This is a genomic window from Pseudomonas sp. CCI4.2, from assembly GCF_034350045.1.
Classification (GTDB): Bacteria; Pseudomonadota; Gammaproteobacteria; order Pseudomonadales; family Pseudomonadaceae; genus Aquipseudomonas.
This window is the reverse complement of sequence record NZ_CP133781.1, coordinates 996,601-1,015,149: the sequence shown is the minus strand read 5'-3', so window position 1 is coordinate 1,015,149 and position 18,549 is coordinate 996,601. Positions and strand designations below refer to the sequence as shown.

The following is an 18,549-nucleotide window of genomic DNA, read 5'->3' as shown; positions in this document are numbered from 1 at the left end:
CCCAAACACCTTGGTCATTTTCCTATCTTGGCGGACGCCAATCGTAAAGTTTCAGACCTGTACGACATGATTCATACAAACGCAATCACACCCTGACCGTGCGTTCTTTGTTCGTGATCGACCCGATTAAAAAATTCGACTGACCATCACTTATCCCGCCAGCACTGGACCTAACTTCCATGACGTTCTGCGAGTAATCGACTCACTGCAGTTGACCGATAACTACTAGGCCGCGACCCGGCGAATGGGCGTCACACCTTATTAGCGCCTGACTCCACAACCTAATCGCTAAGGGTTGGGTGTTGAAGAGGACCGATCATTCGGTCCTTTTTTACGTCTGAAATTGGTGATTTTTTCTTATGCAATTTAAGAATAAACAAATGAAAAAAAGAGATTTAAAGATATAAAAAACTCCTGTTAAGGTCTGTCCCACTTAGCGAAATCGCTAGTCCATCTTACTCGCCCGACAACAGGCAAGCAGGTGCAACCTCATCCTCACAGCAAAGGAGCGCGCCATGCGCACTGCTATTCTGCGTCGAAGCCTGGTCGCTCTGGTTGTTGCGGCTGTCACCTTCGGCACCATCGCCGCCGCCCAAGCAGAAAGCGTGCGCATCGGTTATCAGAAGTACGGCACGTTGGTGCTGCTTAAGGCCAAAGGCTCGCTGGAGAAACGTCTCGCCGCACAGGGCGTGCAAGTGCAATGGACCGAGTTTCCCGGTGGTCCGCAATTGCTAGAAGGGTTGAATGTAGGTTCTATCGATTTCGGCGTGACCGGCGAAACACCGCCAGTCTTCGCCCAAGCGGCTGGCGCTGATTTGTTGTACGTCGCATACGAGCCGCCTGCGCCCACCAGTGAAGCGATTCTGGTACCCAAGGATTCACCGATCACGTCGGTGAAAGACTTGAAAGGCAAGAAGGTCGTTCTTAACAAAGGTTCCAATGTTCATTACTTGCTGGTGAAAGCGCTGGAAGACGCCGGCCTTAAATACACCGATATCCAAACTATATTCCTGGCGCCCGCCGATGCGCGAGCTGCCTTTGAGCGTGGCAGTGTTGATGCCTGGGTGATATGGGATCCGTACCAAGCCGCCGCTGAGCAACAGTTGCAAGCGCGCACCCTGCGGGATGGCAAAGGCATCGTGGACAACCACCAGTTCTATCTGGCGACCAAACCCTACGCTGAACAGCACCCTGAAGTGATTAAGGCCCTAGTCGAAGAAATTCGGGCGGTGGGCGAATGGTCCCAAGCCAATCCTGAAGACGTCACGCAGCAAGTGGCGCCGCTGCTTGGTCTGCCAGTGGACATCACCCGTATTTCAGTAAAACGCCAAGGCTACGGAGCGCAGCTCATCACGCCAGAGGTGGTCGTGGCGCAACAGAAAATCGCTGACACCTTTTATCAGCTCAAGTTGATTCCCAAACCGTTGGGCATCAAAGACGTGATTTGGACTGCTCCCGCTAACGTGGCCAAGGCCCCGTAACTCAACGGCCTTCGAGGAGACAAATCCATGAGCCTTAGCGCTTCGCAAAAAATCATTCACAGACTGGCGCCTTGGGCACTTCCGGTCTTGCTGTTGGCGGTGTGGCAGCTGTCGGTGTCGGCCGGTTGGCTGTCCACCCGCATCTTGCCTGCACCGAGCGCGGTTATCGCGGCCGGCGTGGCACTGGTTCGCAGCGGTGAAATATGGACGCATTTAGCCATTAGTGGCTGGCGCGCCGGTGTCGGTTTTGCCATTGGTGGCGGCATCGGTTTGGCGCTGGGCTTTATCACCGGCTTGTCGAAGTGGGGCGAACGGTTGCTGGACAGTTCGGTGCAGATGATCCGTAACGTGCCGCATTTGGCGCTGATCCCCCTGGTAATTTTGTGGTTCGGCATTGACGAGTCAGCAAAAATATTTCTGGTGGCGCTGGGTACGTTGTTTCCGATTTACCTGAACACCTATCACGGCATTCGCAATGTTGATCCGGCCTTGGTCGAGATGGCGCGCAGTTACGGATTGTCCGGTTTCTCGTTGTTCCGCCAGGTGATTTTGCCGGGTGCGCTGCCTTCGATTTTGGTGGGCGTGCGTTTCGCATTAGGTTTCATGTGGTTGACACTGATTGTGGCGGAAACCATCTCCGCCAGTTCCGGCATTGGTTACTTGGCAATGAACGCCAGGGAGTTCTTACAAACCGACGTAGTGGTGCTGGCGATTCTTTTGTACGCCGTGCTTGGCAAGTTGGCAGACCTGGCAGCGCGTGGTCTGGAGCGTGTTTGGCTCCGCTGGCACCCGGCCTATCAAACAACCAAGGGCGGTGCGGTATGAGCAGTCTCAAGCAAGTACCTCAGCCGCCTAATCTGCTGCGCGGAATTCCGCTGGCAGTGCGCAAATTACGCAAAACCTTCGGCCCGCGTGAAGTGCTCAAAGACGTCGATCTGCATATTCCTGCCGGTCAGTTTGTTGCGGTCGTGGGCCGCAGCGGATGTGGCAAAAGTACGTTGCTGCGGTTGTTGGCGGGGTTGGATAAACCGACCTCCGGCGACTTGCTGGCAGGCTCGGCACCGCTCAGTGACGCCTTGGAAGACACGCGGTTGATGTTCCAGGAAGCGCGGTTGCTGCCGTGGAAAAAAGTCATCGATAACGTCGGCCTTGGTTTGCATGGCAACTGGCGGCCACGAGCCCTGGAAGCGTTGGAAGCGGTGGGCTTGGCCGACCGCGCCAACGAGTGGCCGGCAGCCTTGTCCGGTGGCCAGAAACAGCGTGTGGCGCTGGCCCGCGCATTGATTCATCAACCTCGCCTGTTGTTGCTCGACGAACCACTAGGCGCGTTGGACGCACTGACCCGAATCGAGATGCAGCAGCTGATTGAGCGGCTTTGGCAAAAACATGGCTTCACCGTGTTGTTGGTGACCCATGACGTCAGCGAAGCCGTGGCCATTGCCGATCGCGTCATCTTGATCGAAGACGGTCAAGTCGGTCTGGATTTACTGATAGAGCTGCCGCGCCCCAGGGTCCGTGGCTCGCAGCGCCAAGCTGTGCTGGAAACTGAAGTGTTGAACCGAGTGCTGTTGATACCTGGCACACCGCCTGAACCCGAACCTGTTTCACCATTGCCCACGCAATTGCGCTGGGCTCAATAAACCATCTGCACACAGGAAAATCATCATGACTATCAAAGCGATCAACGTTCGTAACCAGTTCAAAGGCACCATCAAAGAAATTCTCGAAGGCCCAGTGTTGTCGGAAATCGACGTACAGACGCCGTCCGGTATAGTGACTTCGGTGATTACCACCCGCTCGGTCAAGGAGCTGGAGTTGGTCGTTGGCAGTGAAGTAATTGCCTTCGTGAAATCCACCGAGGTGTCCATCGCAAAGCTGTGATTTATGCACGGCTAATAACCCCGAACGGCTAAAGCCCTTCGGGGTTTTTTTGGATTTAAAAGCTAGGTCGTGGTGATTTCTTCGCAGGCTTGCCTGCGAAGGCATTGGATTGGCCGCTGCAAATTCCCATACTTTTGAAGTATCGAAACACCCGCTTTCAGATATTTTTCTTCATGAAACCATCCTGCTAGCATCACCCCTGCCGGGCACATTGCGGTGAGTCTCTTTCCCCGCGCGCGAAGGTCCGATGCCCATGGCAGTTTTTTTGAAATCCCTTACTCCCCTGAGCGCGAGGACTGTTCTGGCAGCGGCGTTATTGACCGGCGCGGTTGGCTCGGCATCCGCGGCGCGCAGTCACAACAACGCCTTCGCCGCCAGCGCCGAGCAAACCATCGAGATCGGTAGCGCAGCCAGCCCTTATCCGTTTGTGGTGTATGCCAATGCCGACCTCAAACAGCCAAGCGCGAGCATCGAGGGCTGGCGCCGAACTTTCTGATTAAATCCGATGCACCTGCCAGTTCGAATGTCCCGCTGTGGCTTAAAGACAGCTGGATTCAAGGCGTCGCCCATGACGCCAACGGTATTTACGCGTCGGACATCGCCGCGCAACGGTTATTCCCGCAACACTAAGATCCAGTGCACCCAGAGCGAAAATAATAATGAAAATAAATAAGCGCGTATTGCCGACCTTGCCGTTTCGTTTGGCGATGATCCCCTTGCTCATGTTGGCAGCGGGACTCGCCCAGGCGGCTGACAAAAAAGAACCGCACGATAACTTTTACTTTCTGGGCGAGATGAACAAGGCCTCCACGGTGATGGTCATCGACACCAAAGTTGTTCCGCCGGAGTTGGGTAAGAAGATCGTGGCCGCGGTCGATCAAGTCATCGTCAACGGCAACAAGCCGGGGGCCGAGCGTCCCGCCGATTACTTGAAGTATGAGCCGCTGATTCTTGCCATCGCTGGCCCCGATGGGTCGCGGATGCACTCTGGCCGTAGCCGCCAGGACATTTTGTCCACCACCCGACGGCTGATGCAGCGCGAGCGTGTGCTGAACCTGCTCGATGAGATGAATAAATCCAAGGCTGAGTTTCTGAAATTGGCCGAAGACAATATCGACACCATCGTGCCGGCGTACACCAACGGCGTGCAGGCGCAGCCGATTACCTATGCGCATTACCTACTCGGCTTCACGTCGGTATTTGACCGCGATGCAACTCGATTCAAAGAGGCCTACGCCCGACTGAACATGAGTCCGCTGGGCTCTGGCGCGCTGGGCACCTCCAGCTTCCCGATTGACCGTAAGCAATTGGCCGCGCTGTTGGGTTTCGACGGCGTTGTGGAAAATTCCTACGATGCGGCGCAGCTAGGGGCGCTGGATACCGGCATCGAACTCACCGGCATTTCCAGCAGTGCAGCGCTGACCATCGGTTTGCTGGTTCAGGATATCCACACTCAATACCATCAGCCTTATCCGTGGATCATGATCACCGAGGGCAAGCTGACCGGCACCAGCAGCATCATGCCGCAGAAGCGCAATCCGTATGGCCTGAACCTGTTGCGCCTGCAAGCCAGTGATGTGGTGGGCGGCGCCATGACCTATCAACTCGAAGCCCACAACGTGACGCCGGGCATGCCTGACTACAAGCGGGATCAGGTGGAAAAGACCCTCGACCAGACGGCCATGTCCTTCACGATGCTGGCTGATTTGTTGAGCAATCTGCAGATCGACAAAGCCCGTGCATTGGAGGAAGTCGATGCCGATTATTCGACCACCACCGAACTGGCGGACATGCTGCAACGCGATTCCGATGTGCCGTTCCGAGTCGGGCACCACTTCGCATCAGATCTGGTGACCTACGGTCGCTTGAACAAGATGAAACCTGCGGACATTCCGTTCTCTGAGGTCCAGCGAATATATGGCGAGGCGCTGAAAGCGTTTAACTTCGAACACGCCCAGTTCCCGTTGACCCAAGCCCAATTCCGCACCTCGCTGACCGCGCAAAACATGATCGCCTCAAGTAAAGGCCTCGGCGGCCCCCAGCGCCTGGAAGTCGAGCGTATGCTGGCGGCAGAAAAGGCCAGCTTGATCGACGATCAAAACTGGGTGAAAACCCAACAACAGAAATTGACCAAAGCCTCGGCTGACCGCGACGCCGCGTTTCACAAAGCGGGGCAGTGATCTGTAGCCAACTTGTTGGCGAGCTTTAGATTGCCTCGCCAACACGTTGACTCCTACGGGTGGCCTTCCATTTTAGGAATTTCATGGAACTGCGACACCTACGTTATTTCCTGATGGTCGCCGAAGAGCAGCATTTCACCCGTGCGGCGATGCGCTTGAATATGCAGCAGCCGCCACTGAGTAATCAGATTCGGATACTGGAGCGCGAGCTGGGTTTCGAGCTGTTCAGGCGCCATCCCAAAGGGGTTGATCTGACCGCCGGCGGACAGGTGTTCTTACAGGAAGCCCGGGCGATTTTGAGCCGGGTCGAAGACGGCTCGAAACGTGCCGCCCGCGCCGCCAAAGGCCTGGAAGGTGCGCTCTCCATTGCTTTCACTAGCTCTGCTGCGGCGCACCCGTTGATTCCGAGGATGATTCGTTCCTACCGCGAGCTGTACCCGAGCGTCACGCTGCTGTTAAGCGAAGGTAATGCCGGGGAATTGACCGAAGAAGTCCAGTCGCGCCGCGTGAGCATCGGTATTTTGCGTGCGCCGGTGGCACATCCCCAAGGCATCACGCTGCATCGATTGCTAAACGAAGAAATGCTACTGGTGCTGCCGGTGGGGCACCGGCTATTACCCGTGACGATTCCCGTTGAGCCCGAACTCCCCAGCGTTTCGCTTAAAGCCTTGGCCGACGAATCCTTCATTTTGGTGCGCAGACGTGGCGCGCCGGGCATGTATTCGAAATTAATCGAGGCCTGCGAGAGCGCGGGTTTCACGCCAAAAATCGCCTTTGAAATCGAGCGCATGCTGACCAACATCAATCTGGTCGCCGCGGGAGCAGGTGTATCGGTGGTGCCCGCTTCAATGCTCGGCTTTCATCGGGACAGCGTGGTGTATTGTCGGATTCAAGGCGCCCGCCCACGGCTGGTGGCGCCGATTACCCTGCTCTGCGGGACTGATGATCTGGAGCCGACGACGCAGAACTTTATCGCGTTGGCCAAAGAACTGGGCCGTAAGCACCGCAAAGAATCCAGCTAGGGATGTCAGTGCTCTAGCCATTCACGCTTGGGCAGATAAGGCGGCAGATACAGCCCCAAATAGGCGTCGAACACGCGCATGCCTTCTTCGGCTAAACGCGGGGTGATCTCGTCATGCAGTTGCACCGAGCGTGCGTATACCCGGTCACCCAGCTCCATCGCCAAGGCAAATACATCCACGTCGTCGGGCATCGCTGGAAGCTGGAAGTGTCGGTTGAACAGCTCGTGCATCAGATGGCCCAGCTCAATGTCGTGCTGACGGTCGGCCTGGGTTACTTCGGTCAGGCCGTGTTGCGCGAGGATCAACTGGCGGGCGGCGGCGTCGGCGCTGTAGATGCTGAGCATTCGTAGCTCGACCACCCGCGACAGGTCACGCCAACTGGTGAGCTGCTCGTGGGCTATCGGCGCTTGCAGGCACGCGCGAAAAGCCGAGTGGACATCGGCGGTCAAGGCTTCGAGCAGGGCAGGTACGCTGGCGAAAAAGTGATACACCGACGACGGCGGAATTTGCGCGCGCTCGGCCACCAGATAAATCGACAGACTGGCCACCCCATCGGCCGCCAGCAGCGTGCGCGCCGCATCAAGGATTGAATCGATGCGCGCCTGACTGCGGGCGCGGGGTTTGCGGGCGGTAACGGGGCGGGTCATGGAAGGTTTCCGGAGCGGGGCCTGTGGGCATTGTACGGGGGGGTTGTCAGTCCGTCATCGTGGGTAAACGCGCTGCTACAACATCCCATGGCCTTGCTCCACTGATCAGAAGTGTAAGGTTCTGCTTGCAATGCGCTTCTTCGTTTTCTAAGATCCTCCCCGTGGAATGCGCATGCCGGTGAACCCTGAAAGGGAGAGTATCCATGCCGCCAAGTAATATTGGCCCTGCCAAAAGCTGTGTTCGCACAGTGGTGGGATAGACCGAAAGGTTAAGAGGCCCGGCCTATAATTCAAACCCTGCCCTAGTTTTCTAGCGCAGGGTTTTTTTATGCCTTTGTTTCGAGTTATTCAAAAATATGGTTCGACGGTAAAAGGTGTAACAGTGAAAACCTCGCCCCATCGGGCGACACAAATTCTGTCATTGTTGCCTCAAACATCCCTTTTTTAACCGCTTCGATATGCCTGTCACGGGCGATGCTTCGTAGCGATTGCCATCTTACAGCAGTTTTTTTTGAGTGCGCGCTTGGCGTTTTTCCCAAGGCAAAATCCGGCAACAGCCACAAAAAAACGCCGCAAGCCCATAAGGCCGACGGCGTTTTTTTACTGCACGGCGTTACACCGTGTGCAGGTACCAGTTGTATTCGAGGTCGGAGATGGAGTGTTCGAACTCTTCCAGCTCACTTTCCTTGCAGGCGACGAAGATATCGATGTATTTCGGGTCGATATAGCGCGCCATGATTTCACTGTCGTCCAGCTCGCGCAGGGCATCGCGCAAGTTGTTGGGCAGGCTTTGTTCGTTCTGCTCGTAGGAGTTGCCTTCTACCGGTGCGCCTGGTTCGATTTTGTTGGTCAAACCGTGGTGTACGCCCGCCAGCACCGAGGCCAGCAGCAAGTATGGGTTGGCATCGGCACCGGCTACCCGGTGTTCGATACGTACGGAGTCGGGTGTTCCGGTCGGTACGCGCAAGGCGACCGTCCGGTTATCCAAGCCCCAGCACGGCGAGTTAGGTACATAAAACTGTGCGCCAAAACGACGGTAGGAGTTGACGTTCGGGCACAAGAACGCCATCGACGCCGGTAGGGTCTCGAGCACACCGCCGATCGCGTGGCGTAACGCGGCGTTCTGCTCGGGATCCTCGCTGGTAAAGATGTTTTTGCCATCGCGATCAAGGATCGAGATGTGGACGTGTAAACCGTTACCTGCCTGACCCGGATAGGGTTTGGCCATAAAGGTCGAGTCCATTTCGTGGTCGTAAGCGATGTTCTTGATCAATCGCTTGAGCAGTACCGCGTAGTCGCACGCTTTGATTGGGTCGGCGACGTGGTGCAGGTTCACTTCGAACTGCGCCGGGGCACTTTCCTTGACGATGGCGTCAGCCGGGATGCCTTGTTCTTTGGCACCTTCCAGAACGTCCTGGAGGCAGTCAACGTATTCGTCGAGGTCGTCGATCAGGTAAACCTGAGTCGAGTGAGGGCGTTTGCCGGAAATCGGCGAGCGCGGTGGCTGGGGACGACCGTTCACGTTCTCCTGATCGATCAGGTAGAACTCAAGTTCGAACGCGGCGCAAATAGTCAGGCCCATTTCATCGAACTTGCTGACGACCTGACGCAGAACTTCGCGGGGGTCGGCAAAGAAGGGTTCGCCTTCTATTTCGTGCATGGTCATCAGCAACTGCGCAGTAGGGCGCTTTTGCCAAGGTTCGTTGCAGAGAGTGCCGGGGATGGGATAGCAGATTCGGTCAGCGTCACCGATGTCCAGACCCAAGCCGGTGCTTTCTACCGTCGAGCCATTGATGTCCAGGGCAAACAAAGAAGCCGGCAAGTTAATGCCTTTCTCGTAAACCTTATGGAGGCTGGTGCGTTCTATGCGCTTACCGCGCACCACACCATTCATATCTGCAATCAGAAGGTCAACGTACAGAACCTCAGGATGTTCCTTAAGGAACGCGTTCGCTTCGTTAAGCTGAACGGCACGCGGGGGTACCGACATGATGAAACACCTTTGTTGTTAAAAATATCAATCATTGAGCTTTGCGGGTTTCAGTCAATCCGAAAGCCATGATGAAGTCAATAGAGCCTTTTTTTGCCCCAAAAAAGCACTGTAGGGGGCATTTTGCGGCAATTTGGGGCAAAAAATGCGCATCCGGCCGCTTGGGATATGCGGGGTTGAGCGGGCTGTGTTCTATTTTTTACGGGGGTGTTGTGTAAAAAAATGAACAAGGCTAAGCTCGATTGCAACCCAAAATAGCAATAATACCGGGGGTCCCATGTCTCGCCTGCCGTTAATCGGCGTGACCGCCTGCACCAAGCAGATCGGTCTGCACAGTTATCACATCAGTGGTGACAAGTACGTCCTAGCAGTCGCTGTTGCTGCCAAGGGCCTGCCGCTGATCCTGCCTTCACTGGCCGAGTTACTCGATCCTGCCGACCTTCTTTCCAGTCTTGATGGGCTCCTGTTTACCGGGTCGCCCTCCAATGTCGAACCCTATCACTATAGCGGCCCAGCCAGTTTGCCTGGCACTGCTCATGATCCCGACCGCGACCGCACCACCTTACCGCTGATTCGTGCCGCTGTGGCGGCGGGCGTACCGGTATTGGGCATTTGCCGGGGCTTTCAGGAGATGAACGTCGCCTTCGGCGGCAGTCTGCACCAACAGGTTCACGAAGTTGGAACGTTCATGGACCATCGTGAGCACAGCGACGACCCGCTCGACGTCCAATACGGCCCCAGCCACACGATGCATATCCAGCCGGGCGGCGTTCTCGCGGGCCTCGGCTTGCCGAGTGAAATCGAGGTCAACTCGATTCACGGTCAGGGTGTAGAGCGTCTGGGGCCGGGCTTGCGCGTCGAAGCACGGGCGCCGGATGGGCTGATTGAAGCGATTTCGGTCGAGGCAGGCGCAGGTTTTGCTTTAGGTGTGCAATGGCATCCTGAATGGCAGGTCACCTCGAATCCGCACTATCTTGCGATTTTTCAGGCATTTGGCGATGCCTGTCGAACGCGAGCGACACTACGCGACGCAGACGCGTTAAAGCGTGCCTGAGCCCATTACGGCGCCCAGGTTTTATTACCCCTGAGGTCTTTATGAGTAGCAACCTCGATCAGCTCACGGATTGGTTGAAAGAGCACAAGATCACCGAAGTCGAATGCATGATCAGCGACCTCACCGGAATCACTCGCGGCAAGATTTCACCGACTAACAAATTCATCGCTGAAAAAGGCATGCGCTTGCCAGAGAGCGTGTTGTTGCAGACGGTCACCGGCGACTATGTCGAAGACGACATTTATTACGAACTGCTGGACCCGGCTGACATCGACATGATCTGCCGTCCTGATCAAAACGCCGTGTTCCTCGTCCCGTGGGCCATTGAGCCGACCGCGCAGGTTATTCACGACACCTACGACAAGCAGGGCAACCCCATCGAGTTGTCCCCGCGCAACGTATTGAAGAAAGTCCTGAAACTCTATGCTGATCGGGGCTGGCAGCCGATAGTGGCGCCAGAAATGGAGTTTTACCTGACCAAGCGCTGCGAAGACCCTGACTTTCCGCTGCAGCCGCCAATAGGTCGCTCCGGTCGCCCGGAAACCGGTCGGCAATCGTTCTCTATAGAAGCCGCCAACGAATTCGATCCGCTGTTCGAAGACGTCTACGACTGGTGCGAATTACAGAACCTGGACCTCGACACGCTAATTCACGAAGACGGCACGGCCCAGATGGAAATCAACTTCCGGCACGGCGATGCGTTGTCGTTGGCGGACCAGATTTTGGTGTTCAAACGCACCATGCGCGAAGCCGCGCTCAAGCACGATGTCGCCGCCACGTTCATGGCCAAGCCCATGACCGGCGAGCCGGGCAGTGCGATGCATTTGCACCAGAACGTCATCGATGTAGCCACCGGCAAAAATATCTTCTCCAACGAAGACGGGACGATGAGTGAACTGTTTCTGTGTCACATCGGTGGCCTGCAAAAATTCATCCCTGAGCTGCTGCCTTTGTTCGCGCCGAACGTCAATTCGTTCCGCCGTTTCTTGCCCGACACCTCGGCGCCGGTGAACGTGGAATGGGGCGAAGAAAACCGTACCGTGGGGCTGCGGGTGCCGGACGCGGGTCCGCAAAACCGTCGCGTTGAGAACCGTTTGCCGGGGGCTGATGCCAATCCGTATCTGGCGATTGCCGCCAGCCTGCTGTGTGGCTTCATCGGTATGGTCGAAGCGATCAACCCCAGTGCGCCGGTGGTCGGTCGAGGTTATGAGCGGCGCAACCTGCGGCTGCCGCTGACCATTGAAGATGCGCTGGAACGGATGGAAAACAGCAAGACCATCGAAAAATACCTTGGCAAGAAATTCATCGTCGGTTACGTCGCGGTCAAGCGTGCCGAACACGAGAATTTCAAGCGCGTGATCAGCTCTTGGGAACGTGAGTTCCTGCTGTTCGCGGTCTGATAAAAACGGAGAAAAGCGGTATGAGCGATAACTCAACACAAACACGCGAATGGCAGGCCCTGAGCCGCGATCATCACTTGGCGCCGTTCAGCGACTACAAGCAATTGCAGGAAAAAGGTCCGCGCATTATTACTCGCGCCAAGGGCGTTTATCTGTGGGACAGCGAAGGCCACAAGATCCTCGACGGCATGGCCGGGCTCTGGTGCGTCGCCATCGGTTATGGCCGCGAAGAACTGGCGGATGCGGCCAGCAAACAGATGCGTGAGCTGCCTTATTACAATTTGTTCTTCCAAACCGCCCATCCGCCGGTGCTGGAGCTGGCCAAGGCCATTTCTGACATTGCGCCTGAAGGCATGAACCATGTGTTCTTCACCGGTTCTGGTTCGGAAGGCAACGACACCATGCTGCGGATGGTCCGCCATTACTGGGCGATCAAGGGCCAACCGAGCAAGAAGATCATCATCAGCCGGGTCAACGGTTATCACGGTTCGACCGTGGCCGGCGCCAGCTTGGGCGGCATGACTTATATGCACGAGCAGGGCGATTTGCCGATCCCAGGCATCGTCCACATCCCGCAACCCTATTGGTTCGGCGAAGGTGGTCAGATGACCCCGGATGAATTCGGGGTCTGGGCCGCAGAACAACTGGAAGCGAAGATTATCGAGCTGGGCGTCAATAACGTGGGCGCGTTTATTGCCGAGCCAATCCAAGGCGCGGGCGGCGTGATCGTTCCGCCTGACAGCTACTGGCCGAAAATCAAAGCGATTCTCGCCAAGTACGACATTTTATTCGTCGCCGATGAAGTGATCTGCGGGTTTGGCCGCACCGGCGAATGGTTTGGCTCCGATTATTACGACCTCAAACCGGACATGATGACCATCGCCAAAGGCCTGACCTCGGGATACATCCCCATGGGTGGCCTGATCGTGCGCGACGAAGTGGTCAAGGTGCTCAACGAAGGCGGTGATTTCAATCACGGCTTCACTTATTCCGGGCATCCGGTGGCTGCCGCGGTGGCGCTGGAAAACATCCGGATCTTGCGCGACGAAAAAATCGTCGAGCGCGTAAAAGCTGAAACGGCACCTTATTTGCAAAAGCGTTTACGTGAGCTGAATGATCATCCGCTGGTGGGTGAAGTTCGGGGCGTTGGGTTGCTGGGTGCGATTGAGTTGGTGAAAGACAAGGCCACTCGCGAGCGCTATGTCGGCCAAGGCGCAGGAATGATCTGCCGGACATTCTGTTTCGATAACGGCCTGATCATGCGTGCAGTGGGTGACACCATGATCATTTCGCCACCGCTGGTTATCAGCTTTGCCGAAATCGACGAACTGATTACCAAGGCGCGCACTTGCCTCGATCTGACGTTGCATGCATTGCAAGGCTAAGTGCTAGGCTCAGCCGGCAAAAAATAAAAAGGCGGGTTCAGTGGTCTTGAAAGCCCGCCGAAGATCTTGCCAGACTCACGACTGTGTTTCATTAATCAGTCACCGCGACCTAACGGTAGTGTTCTAACAACGGAGCTTCACGCATGAAAATATTTGGCAAGACCCTTCTCGCCTTGTCCCTTGTGGGTGTCGTGGCCGCTGCTGCTCAGGCCGATGACAAAGTGCTGCACATCTATAACTGGTCGGACTACATCGCACCGGACACCATCGCCCAGTTTGAAAAAGAATCGGGCATCAAAGTCGTTTATGACGTCTTCGACAGCAACGAAACCCTGGAAGCCAAATTGCTGGCTGGCAAATCCGGGTATGACGTTGTAGTGCCGTCCAACAACTTCCTCGCCAAGCAGATCAAGGCCGGCGTTTACCTGGAGCTGGACAAGTCCAAGCTGCCGAACTGGAAAAATCTTAACCAGGCCTTATTGGCTACCGTCGGCAAGGCCAGTGATCCGGGCAACAAGCATGCGTTCCCGTACATGTGGGGTTCGATCGGGATCGGTTACAACGCCGAAAAAGTCAAAGCCGCATTGGGCGCAGACGCTCCGGTGGATTCATGGGACCTGGTGTTCAAGCCAGAGAACGCTGCCAAGCTCAAAGGTTGTGGCATCAGCTTCCTCGATTCGCCAACCGAAATGATGCCGGTGGCCCTGCATTACCTGGGTTTCGCGACCGACACTCAAGACAAGGACCAGATCAAAAAAGCTGAACAGCTGTTCCTTAAAATTCGTCCATCCGTGGCGTACTTTCACTCCTCCAAATACATCTCCGACCTGGCCAACGGCAACGTTTGCGTAGCGGTCGGTTACTCGGGTGACGTGTATCAGGCCAAAGCCCGCGCGGCTGAAGCCGGTGACAAGGTCAAAGTCAGCTACTCGATTCCGAAAGAAGGCGCTGGCAGCTTCTACGACATGGTTGCCATTCCTAAAGACGCCGAGAACGTTGAAGGCGCTTACAAATTCATGAACTTCATCATGAAGCCAGAAATCATGGCGGCCATCACCAACAGCGTGCACTTCCCGAACGGCAACGCAGCGGCCACCGCTCTGGTTGATAAAGACATCACGAGCGACCCAGGCGTTTATCCACCGGCTGAGATCCAGGCAAAACTGTATGCCATCAGCGATTTGCCAGCCCCTACGCTGCGCTTGCTGACCCGCAGCTGGACCACTATCAAATCCGGTAAATAACGGCTTTCTGTAGGAGCCAACACGTTGGCTCCTACAGAGGTTGATGTCCTCATGGAAAGGACCACTTCAATGCATCTTTCTTTATTTCGCAAAACCATGCTGGCGGGAGCAGGCCTGACCTTGGCGGTCGGCGCTTATGCGGCACCCACTGTGCATATTTATAATTGGTCGGATTACATCGGCGAAACCACGCTGGTGGATTTCGAAGCGGCGACTCATATCAAACCGGTGTACGACGTTTTCGATTCCAATGAGACCCTCGAAGGCAAGCTGCTCGCCGGGCATACCGGGTACGACGTAGTGGTGCCGTCCAACCATTTTCTGGGCAAGCAGATCAAAGCTGGCGCCTTTCAGAAACTCGACAAATCCCAACTGCCCAACTACGCCAATCTTGATCCGGCGTTGCTCAAACGTCTGGAAAAGAATGATCCGGGCAACCAATACGCAGTGCCGTATCTATGGGGCACCAACGGCATCGGCTACAACGTCGATAAAGTGAAGGCGGTGCTGGGTGTCGATAAAATCGACTCCTGGGCCATGCTGTTCGAGCCGGAAAACATCAAGAAACTTTCAAAATGCGGCGTCGCCTTTCTCGACTCAGCCGATGAGATGATTCCCGCCGTGCTCAACTACATGGGCCTGAAACCGAACAGCGAAGACCCCAACGACTACGCCAAAGCCGAGGCGAAATTACTGGCGGTACGGCCTTACATCACCTACTTCAACTCGTCGAAATACATCACGGACCTGGCCAATGGTGACATTTGCGTCGCCGCCGGTTTTTCCGGTGATGTGTTCCAGGCTCGGGCCCGCGCGGCGGAGGCCGGTAAAGGCGTGAAAATCGCCTACGCGATCCCGAAAGAGGGCGGCAATCTGTGGTTTGACATGCTCGCCATCCCCCGCGACGCGAGTAATGTTAAAGAAGCCCATGCGTTCATCAACTATTTGCTGAAACCTGAGGTGATCGCTCAGGTCAGCGACACCGTCGGTTACGCCAACCCGAACCTAAAGGCTGACGAACTGATGGATCAAAAGGTACGGACCGACGCTGCGGTTTACCCACCGCAAGAGGTACTGGACAAGCTCTACGTCAATGCTGAATTGCCGCCTAAGGTGCAACGATTGATGACCCGCAGCTGGACCAAGGTCAAGTCGGGCAAATAAAAAATCCTGGCCCGGCTGTGTTGGTCGGGCTGAAAATTTTGTTGGGAGTTCCACCACATGGCAGTTGCCTCCGGCGCCTATAAGAAAGCCCTCGAAGGAGATCAGCAACCTAAACAGGTGCTGGTCAAAATCGACCGGGTTACGAAGAAGTTCGATGAGACGATTGCCGTGGACGACGTGTCCCTGCAGATCAACAAGGGCGAGATTTTCGCCTTGCTCGGCGGATCGGGTTCAGGGAAGTCCACGTTGCTGCGCATGCTTGCGGGTTTCGAACGACCAACCGAAGGCCGAATCTACCTCGACGGCGTGGACATCACTGACATGCCGCCGTACGAGCGGCCGATCAACATGATGTTCCAGTCCTACGCGCTGTTCCCCCACATGACTGTGGCGCAGAACATCGCCTTCGGTTTGAAACAGGACAAAATTTCCAGCCAGGAAATCGACGCCCGTGTCGCAGAGATGCTCAAGCTGGTGCAGATGAGTGAGTACGCCAAGCGCAAGCCGCATCAGCTGTCTGGTGGCCAACGGCAGCGGGTGGCCTTGGCGCGCTCGTTGGCGAAAAAACCGAAGTTGCTGCTCCTCGATGAACCGATGGGCGCACTGGATAAAAAACTGCGCTCGCACATGCAACTCGAATTGGTGGAAATCATCGAGCGCGTCGGCGTGACGTGCATCATGGTGACCCATGATCAGGAAGAGGCCATGACCATGGCCCAGCGCATCGCGATCATGCACTTGGGCTGGATCGCGCAGATCGGCAGCCCGATCGACATCTACGAAACCCCCACCAGCCGTTTGGTGTGTGAATTCATCGGCAACGTCAATCTGTTCGAAGGCGAAGTCATCGACGACGCCGAAGGCCATGCGCTGATCGCAAGCCCAGAACTGGAACGTAATATCTACGTCGGCCACGGCATCAGTACCTCGGTGGAAGACAAGCGCATCACCTACGCAATTCGCCCTGAAAAGCTGCTGGTCACTACTGAAATGCCGACCTGCGAACACAACTGGTCCAGGGGCAAGGTGCATGACATCGCTTACTTGGGCGGGCATTCAGTGTTCTACGTGCAACTGCCGTGCGGCAAGCTGGTTCAGTCGTTCGTGGCCAATGCCGAGCGTCGTGGCGCGCGGCCGACCTGGGATGACGAAGTTTACGTCTGGTGGGAAGACGACAGCGGCGTGGTACTGCGCTCATGAAAAATCAGAAATTTCAGCGCGCACTCACTCGAATAATTCCCGGTGGCCGGCAGATGGTCATTGGGGTGCCCTTTATCTGGATGTTCCTGTTTTTCATGCTGCCGTTCATCATCGTGCTTAAGATCAGCTTTGCTGAGGCAGACGTCGCGATCCCGCCGTACACCGAGATTTTCAGCTTCGTAGAACAGAAGTTCTCGATGATTCTGAACCTGGGCAATTACGCGATGCTGGGCGACGACGAGTTGTACATCGCCGCTTATCTGGGCTCGCTGAAAATGGCGTTTTTCAGCACGCTGTTGTGCCTGCTGATCGGTTACCCCATGGCTTACGGCATCGCGACGGCGAAAAAGGAAAGCCAGACCGTTTTGCTGCTGCTGATCATGATGCCAACCTGGACCGCGATCCTGATTCGAGTCTATGCGTGGATGGGCATTCTCAGTAACAACGGGCTGCTCAACTCATTTCTGATGTGGCTGGGGCTGATCCATGAGCCGCTGCAAATCCTCAATACCAATTTGGCGGTGTACATCGGCGTGGTCTATTCGTACCTGCCGTTCATGATTTTGCCGCTGTTTGCCAATCTGGTGAAACACGATCAAAGCTTGCTGGAAGCGGCGTCGGATTTGGGCTCCAGTACGTTTAACAGCTTCTGGAAGATCACTGTGCCGCTGTCGAAAAACGGAATCATCGCCGGTTGCATGCTGGTCTTTATTCCCGTGGTCGGCGAGTTTGTGATCCCGGAACTGTTAGGCGGCCCCGAGACGTTGATGATCGGCCGAATCCTCTGGCAAGAATTCTTCAACAACCGTGACTGGCCAGTGGCATCGGCGTTGGCGGTGGTCATGCTGGCGATCCTGATCGTGCCAATTATTCTGTTTAACCGCAGTCAGGCCAAAGAACTGGAGGCGAAAGCATGAAGGCGTTCAGGTTCTCAAACGTGATGCTGGTGCTGGGCCTGGTATTCATTTATGCGCCCATGGTCATCCTGGTTATTTACTCGTTCAACGCCTCCAAGCTGGTGACGGTGTGGGGCGGTTGGTCGATCAAGTGGTACGTCGGTCTGCTGGATAACACGCAATTGATGAGCGCGGTGGCGCGTTCATTGGAAATCGCGTGCTACACCTCTGTCGCCGCCGTGGCATTGGGCACAATGGCGGCGTTCGTGCTGACCCGTATCGCGAATTTCAAAGGCCGCACTTTGTTCGGTGGGCTGGCGACCGCGCCATTGGTGATGCCGGAAGTGATCACCGGTCTGTCGTTGTTGCTGTTGTTTGTGTTCATGGCGCAATTGATTGGCTGGCCGCAGGAGCGCGGCATCGTCACCATCTGGATAGCCCACACCACGTTCTGTTCGGCTTATGTGTCAGTGGTGGTGTCGGCACGCTTGCGCGAGCTGGACCTGTCCATCGAAGAGGCGGCCATGGACCTTGGTGCGCGGCCATGGAAGGTGTTTTTTCAGATCACCATTCCGATGATCGCGCCGTCGCTGGCGGCAGGGGCCATGATGTCGTTTGCCCTGTCGCTGGATGATTTGGTGCTCGCGAGTTTCGTCTCCGGGCCAGGATCAACCACCTTGCCGATGGAAGTGTTCTCGGCTGTGCGTTTGGGGGTTAAACCGGAAATCAACGCAATTGCCAGCTTGATCCTTTTGGCGGTATCGATTGCGACGTTTATGGTCTGGTTCTTTACCCGTCGAGCTGAAGACTCGCGTAAACGCGCCATCCAATTGGCCATCGACGAAGCCGCGGCCGACTCATGGAAACAACCCGACCCACGCCGCGCACCCGCGCCAAAGGCCGTAGAACCGGCGTAAGTCAGAGGTTTCCAGCGACTGTGGGAGCGAATTCATTCGCGAATGGCTTGATGCGGTGTACCAGATAGACCGCTTCCCGAATAAATTC

At 55.9% G+C, this 18,549-nt stretch carries 17 protein-coding genes and 1 pseudogene; 16 read left to right on the top strand and 2 right to left on the bottom strand.

Translation table 11 applies throughout. The features are described from left to right. Positions 1-15: 15 nt before the first annotated feature. From RHM65_RS04380 to RHM65_RS04345, 8 genes and pseudogenes are all read left to right on the top strand, one after another. Positions 16-226 (top strand): annotated as a pseudogene (locus RHM65_RS04380) (peroxidase); the annotation flags it as partial. A gap of 289 nt (positions 227-515) precedes the next feature. Continuing rightward, a complete protein-coding gene (locus RHM65_RS04375) occupies positions 516-1,481 on the top strand; it encodes a sulfonate ABC transporter substrate-binding protein (protein WP_322184335.1) in 966 nt (321 codons plus the stop codon). Between the two features lie 27 nt (positions 1,482-1,508). Continuing rightward, positions 1,509-2,306, top strand: a complete 798-nt coding sequence (ssuC, locus tag RHM65_RS04370) for an aliphatic sulfonate ABC transporter permease SsuC (RefSeq protein WP_322167155.1) — start codon at positions 1,509-1,511, stop codon at positions 2,304-2,306. Beyond that, a complete protein-coding gene (gene ssuB, locus RHM65_RS04365) occupies positions 2,303-3,121 on the top strand; it encodes an aliphatic sulfonates ABC transporter ATP-binding protein (RefSeq protein ID WP_322167156.1) in 819 nt (272 codons plus the stop codon). Before ssuC ends, ssuB begins: the two co-directional genes overlap by 4 nt. A 25-nt stretch (positions 3,122-3,146) precedes the next feature. Next, positions 3,147-3,362 carry a TOBE domain-containing protein gene (locus RHM65_RS04360; RefSeq protein WP_297842014.1) on the top strand — a complete coding sequence of 72 codons (216 nt, stop codon included), beginning with the start codon at positions 3,147-3,149 and terminating at the stop codon, positions 3,360-3,362. A 253-nt stretch (positions 3,363-3,615) separates the two neighbouring features. Next, positions 3,616-3,858 (top strand): hypothetical protein, encoded by a 243-nt coding sequence (locus RHM65_RS04355; protein WP_322167157.1) that lies wholly within the window; start codon positions 3,616-3,618, stop codon positions 3,856-3,858. 163 nt (positions 3,859-4,021) lie between these two features. Then, positions 4,022-5,542 carry an argininosuccinate lyase gene (locus tag RHM65_RS04350; protein ID WP_322184333.1) on the top strand — a complete coding sequence of 507 codons (1,521 nt, stop codon included), beginning with the start codon at positions 4,022-4,024 and terminating at the stop codon, positions 5,540-5,542. An 83-nt stretch (positions 5,543-5,625) separates the two neighbouring features. Further along, the gene (locus RHM65_RS04345; protein WP_322184331.1) at positions 5,626-6,564 is read left to right on the top strand and encodes a LysR family transcriptional regulator; all 939 of its coding nucleotides are present in this window, start codon (positions 5,626-5,628) and stop codon (positions 6,562-6,564) included. Positions 6,565-6,569: 5 nt separating this feature from the next. Here RHM65_RS04345 and RHM65_RS04340 read toward each other — a convergent pair whose 3' ends face one another. Together RHM65_RS04340 and RHM65_RS04335 are read right to left on the bottom strand one after the other, a co-directional pair. Then, on the bottom strand, positions 6,570-7,211 hold the full coding sequence (locus RHM65_RS04340) for a TetR/AcrR family transcriptional regulator (protein WP_322184329.1): 642 nt from the start codon (positions 7,209-7,211) through the stop codon (positions 6,570-6,572). A gap of 613 nt (positions 7,212-7,824) precedes the next feature. Continuing rightward, entirely contained in the window at positions 7,825-9,201 is a 1,377-nt protein-coding gene (locus tag RHM65_RS04335; protein WP_297845848.1) for a glutamine synthetase family protein, read from the bottom strand. 277 nt (positions 9,202-9,478) lie between these two features. Between RHM65_RS04335 and RHM65_RS04330 the strand changes: the two genes are divergently transcribed. From RHM65_RS04330 to RHM65_RS04295, 8 genes are all read left to right on the top strand, one after another. Then, positions 9,479-10,255, top strand: coding sequence for a gamma-glutamyl-gamma-aminobutyrate hydrolase family protein (locus tag RHM65_RS04330; protein WP_322167161.1), 777 nt, complete (start codon positions 9,479-9,481; stop codon positions 10,253-10,255). 41 nt (positions 10,256-10,296) lie between these two features. Beyond that, the gene (locus RHM65_RS04325; protein ID WP_322184327.1) at positions 10,297-11,655 is read left to right on the top strand and encodes a glutamine synthetase family protein; all 1,359 of its coding nucleotides are present in this window, start codon (positions 10,297-10,299) and stop codon (positions 11,653-11,655) included. Between the two features lie 20 nt (positions 11,656-11,675). Beyond that, positions 11,676-13,040, top strand: coding sequence for an aspartate aminotransferase family protein (locus RHM65_RS04320; protein WP_322167163.1), 1,365 nt, complete (start codon positions 11,676-11,678; stop codon positions 13,038-13,040). A gap of 143 nt (positions 13,041-13,183) precedes the next feature. Next, positions 13,184-14,284, top strand: a complete 1,101-nt coding sequence (locus tag RHM65_RS04315; protein WP_322167164.1) for a polyamine ABC transporter substrate-binding protein — start codon at positions 13,184-13,186, stop codon at positions 14,282-14,284. Between the two features lie 69 nt (positions 14,285-14,353). Next, the gene (locus tag RHM65_RS04310) at positions 14,354-15,448 is read left to right on the top strand and encodes a polyamine ABC transporter substrate-binding protein (RefSeq protein ID WP_322167165.1); all 1,095 of its coding nucleotides are present in this window, start codon (positions 14,354-14,356) and stop codon (positions 15,446-15,448) included. A gap of 57 nt (positions 15,449-15,505) precedes the next feature. Then, positions 15,506-16,648 carry a polyamine ABC transporter ATP-binding protein gene (gene potA, locus RHM65_RS04305; protein WP_322167166.1) on the top strand — a complete coding sequence of 381 codons (1,143 nt, stop codon included), beginning with the start codon at positions 15,506-15,508 and terminating at the stop codon, positions 16,646-16,648. 35 nt (positions 16,649-16,683) lie between these two features. After that, the gene (locus tag RHM65_RS04300; protein WP_322170648.1) at positions 16,684-17,565 is read left to right on the top strand and encodes an ABC transporter permease subunit; all 882 of its coding nucleotides are present in this window, start codon (positions 16,684-16,686) and stop codon (positions 17,563-17,565) included. After that, on the top strand, positions 17,562-18,461 hold the full coding sequence (locus tag RHM65_RS04295; RefSeq protein ID WP_322167167.1) for an ABC transporter permease subunit: 900 nt from the start codon (positions 17,562-17,564) through the stop codon (positions 18,459-18,461). The genes RHM65_RS04300 and RHM65_RS04295 overlap by 4 nt, the downstream gene beginning before the upstream one ends. The last annotated feature ends 88 nt before the right edge of the window (positions 18,462-18,549 follow it).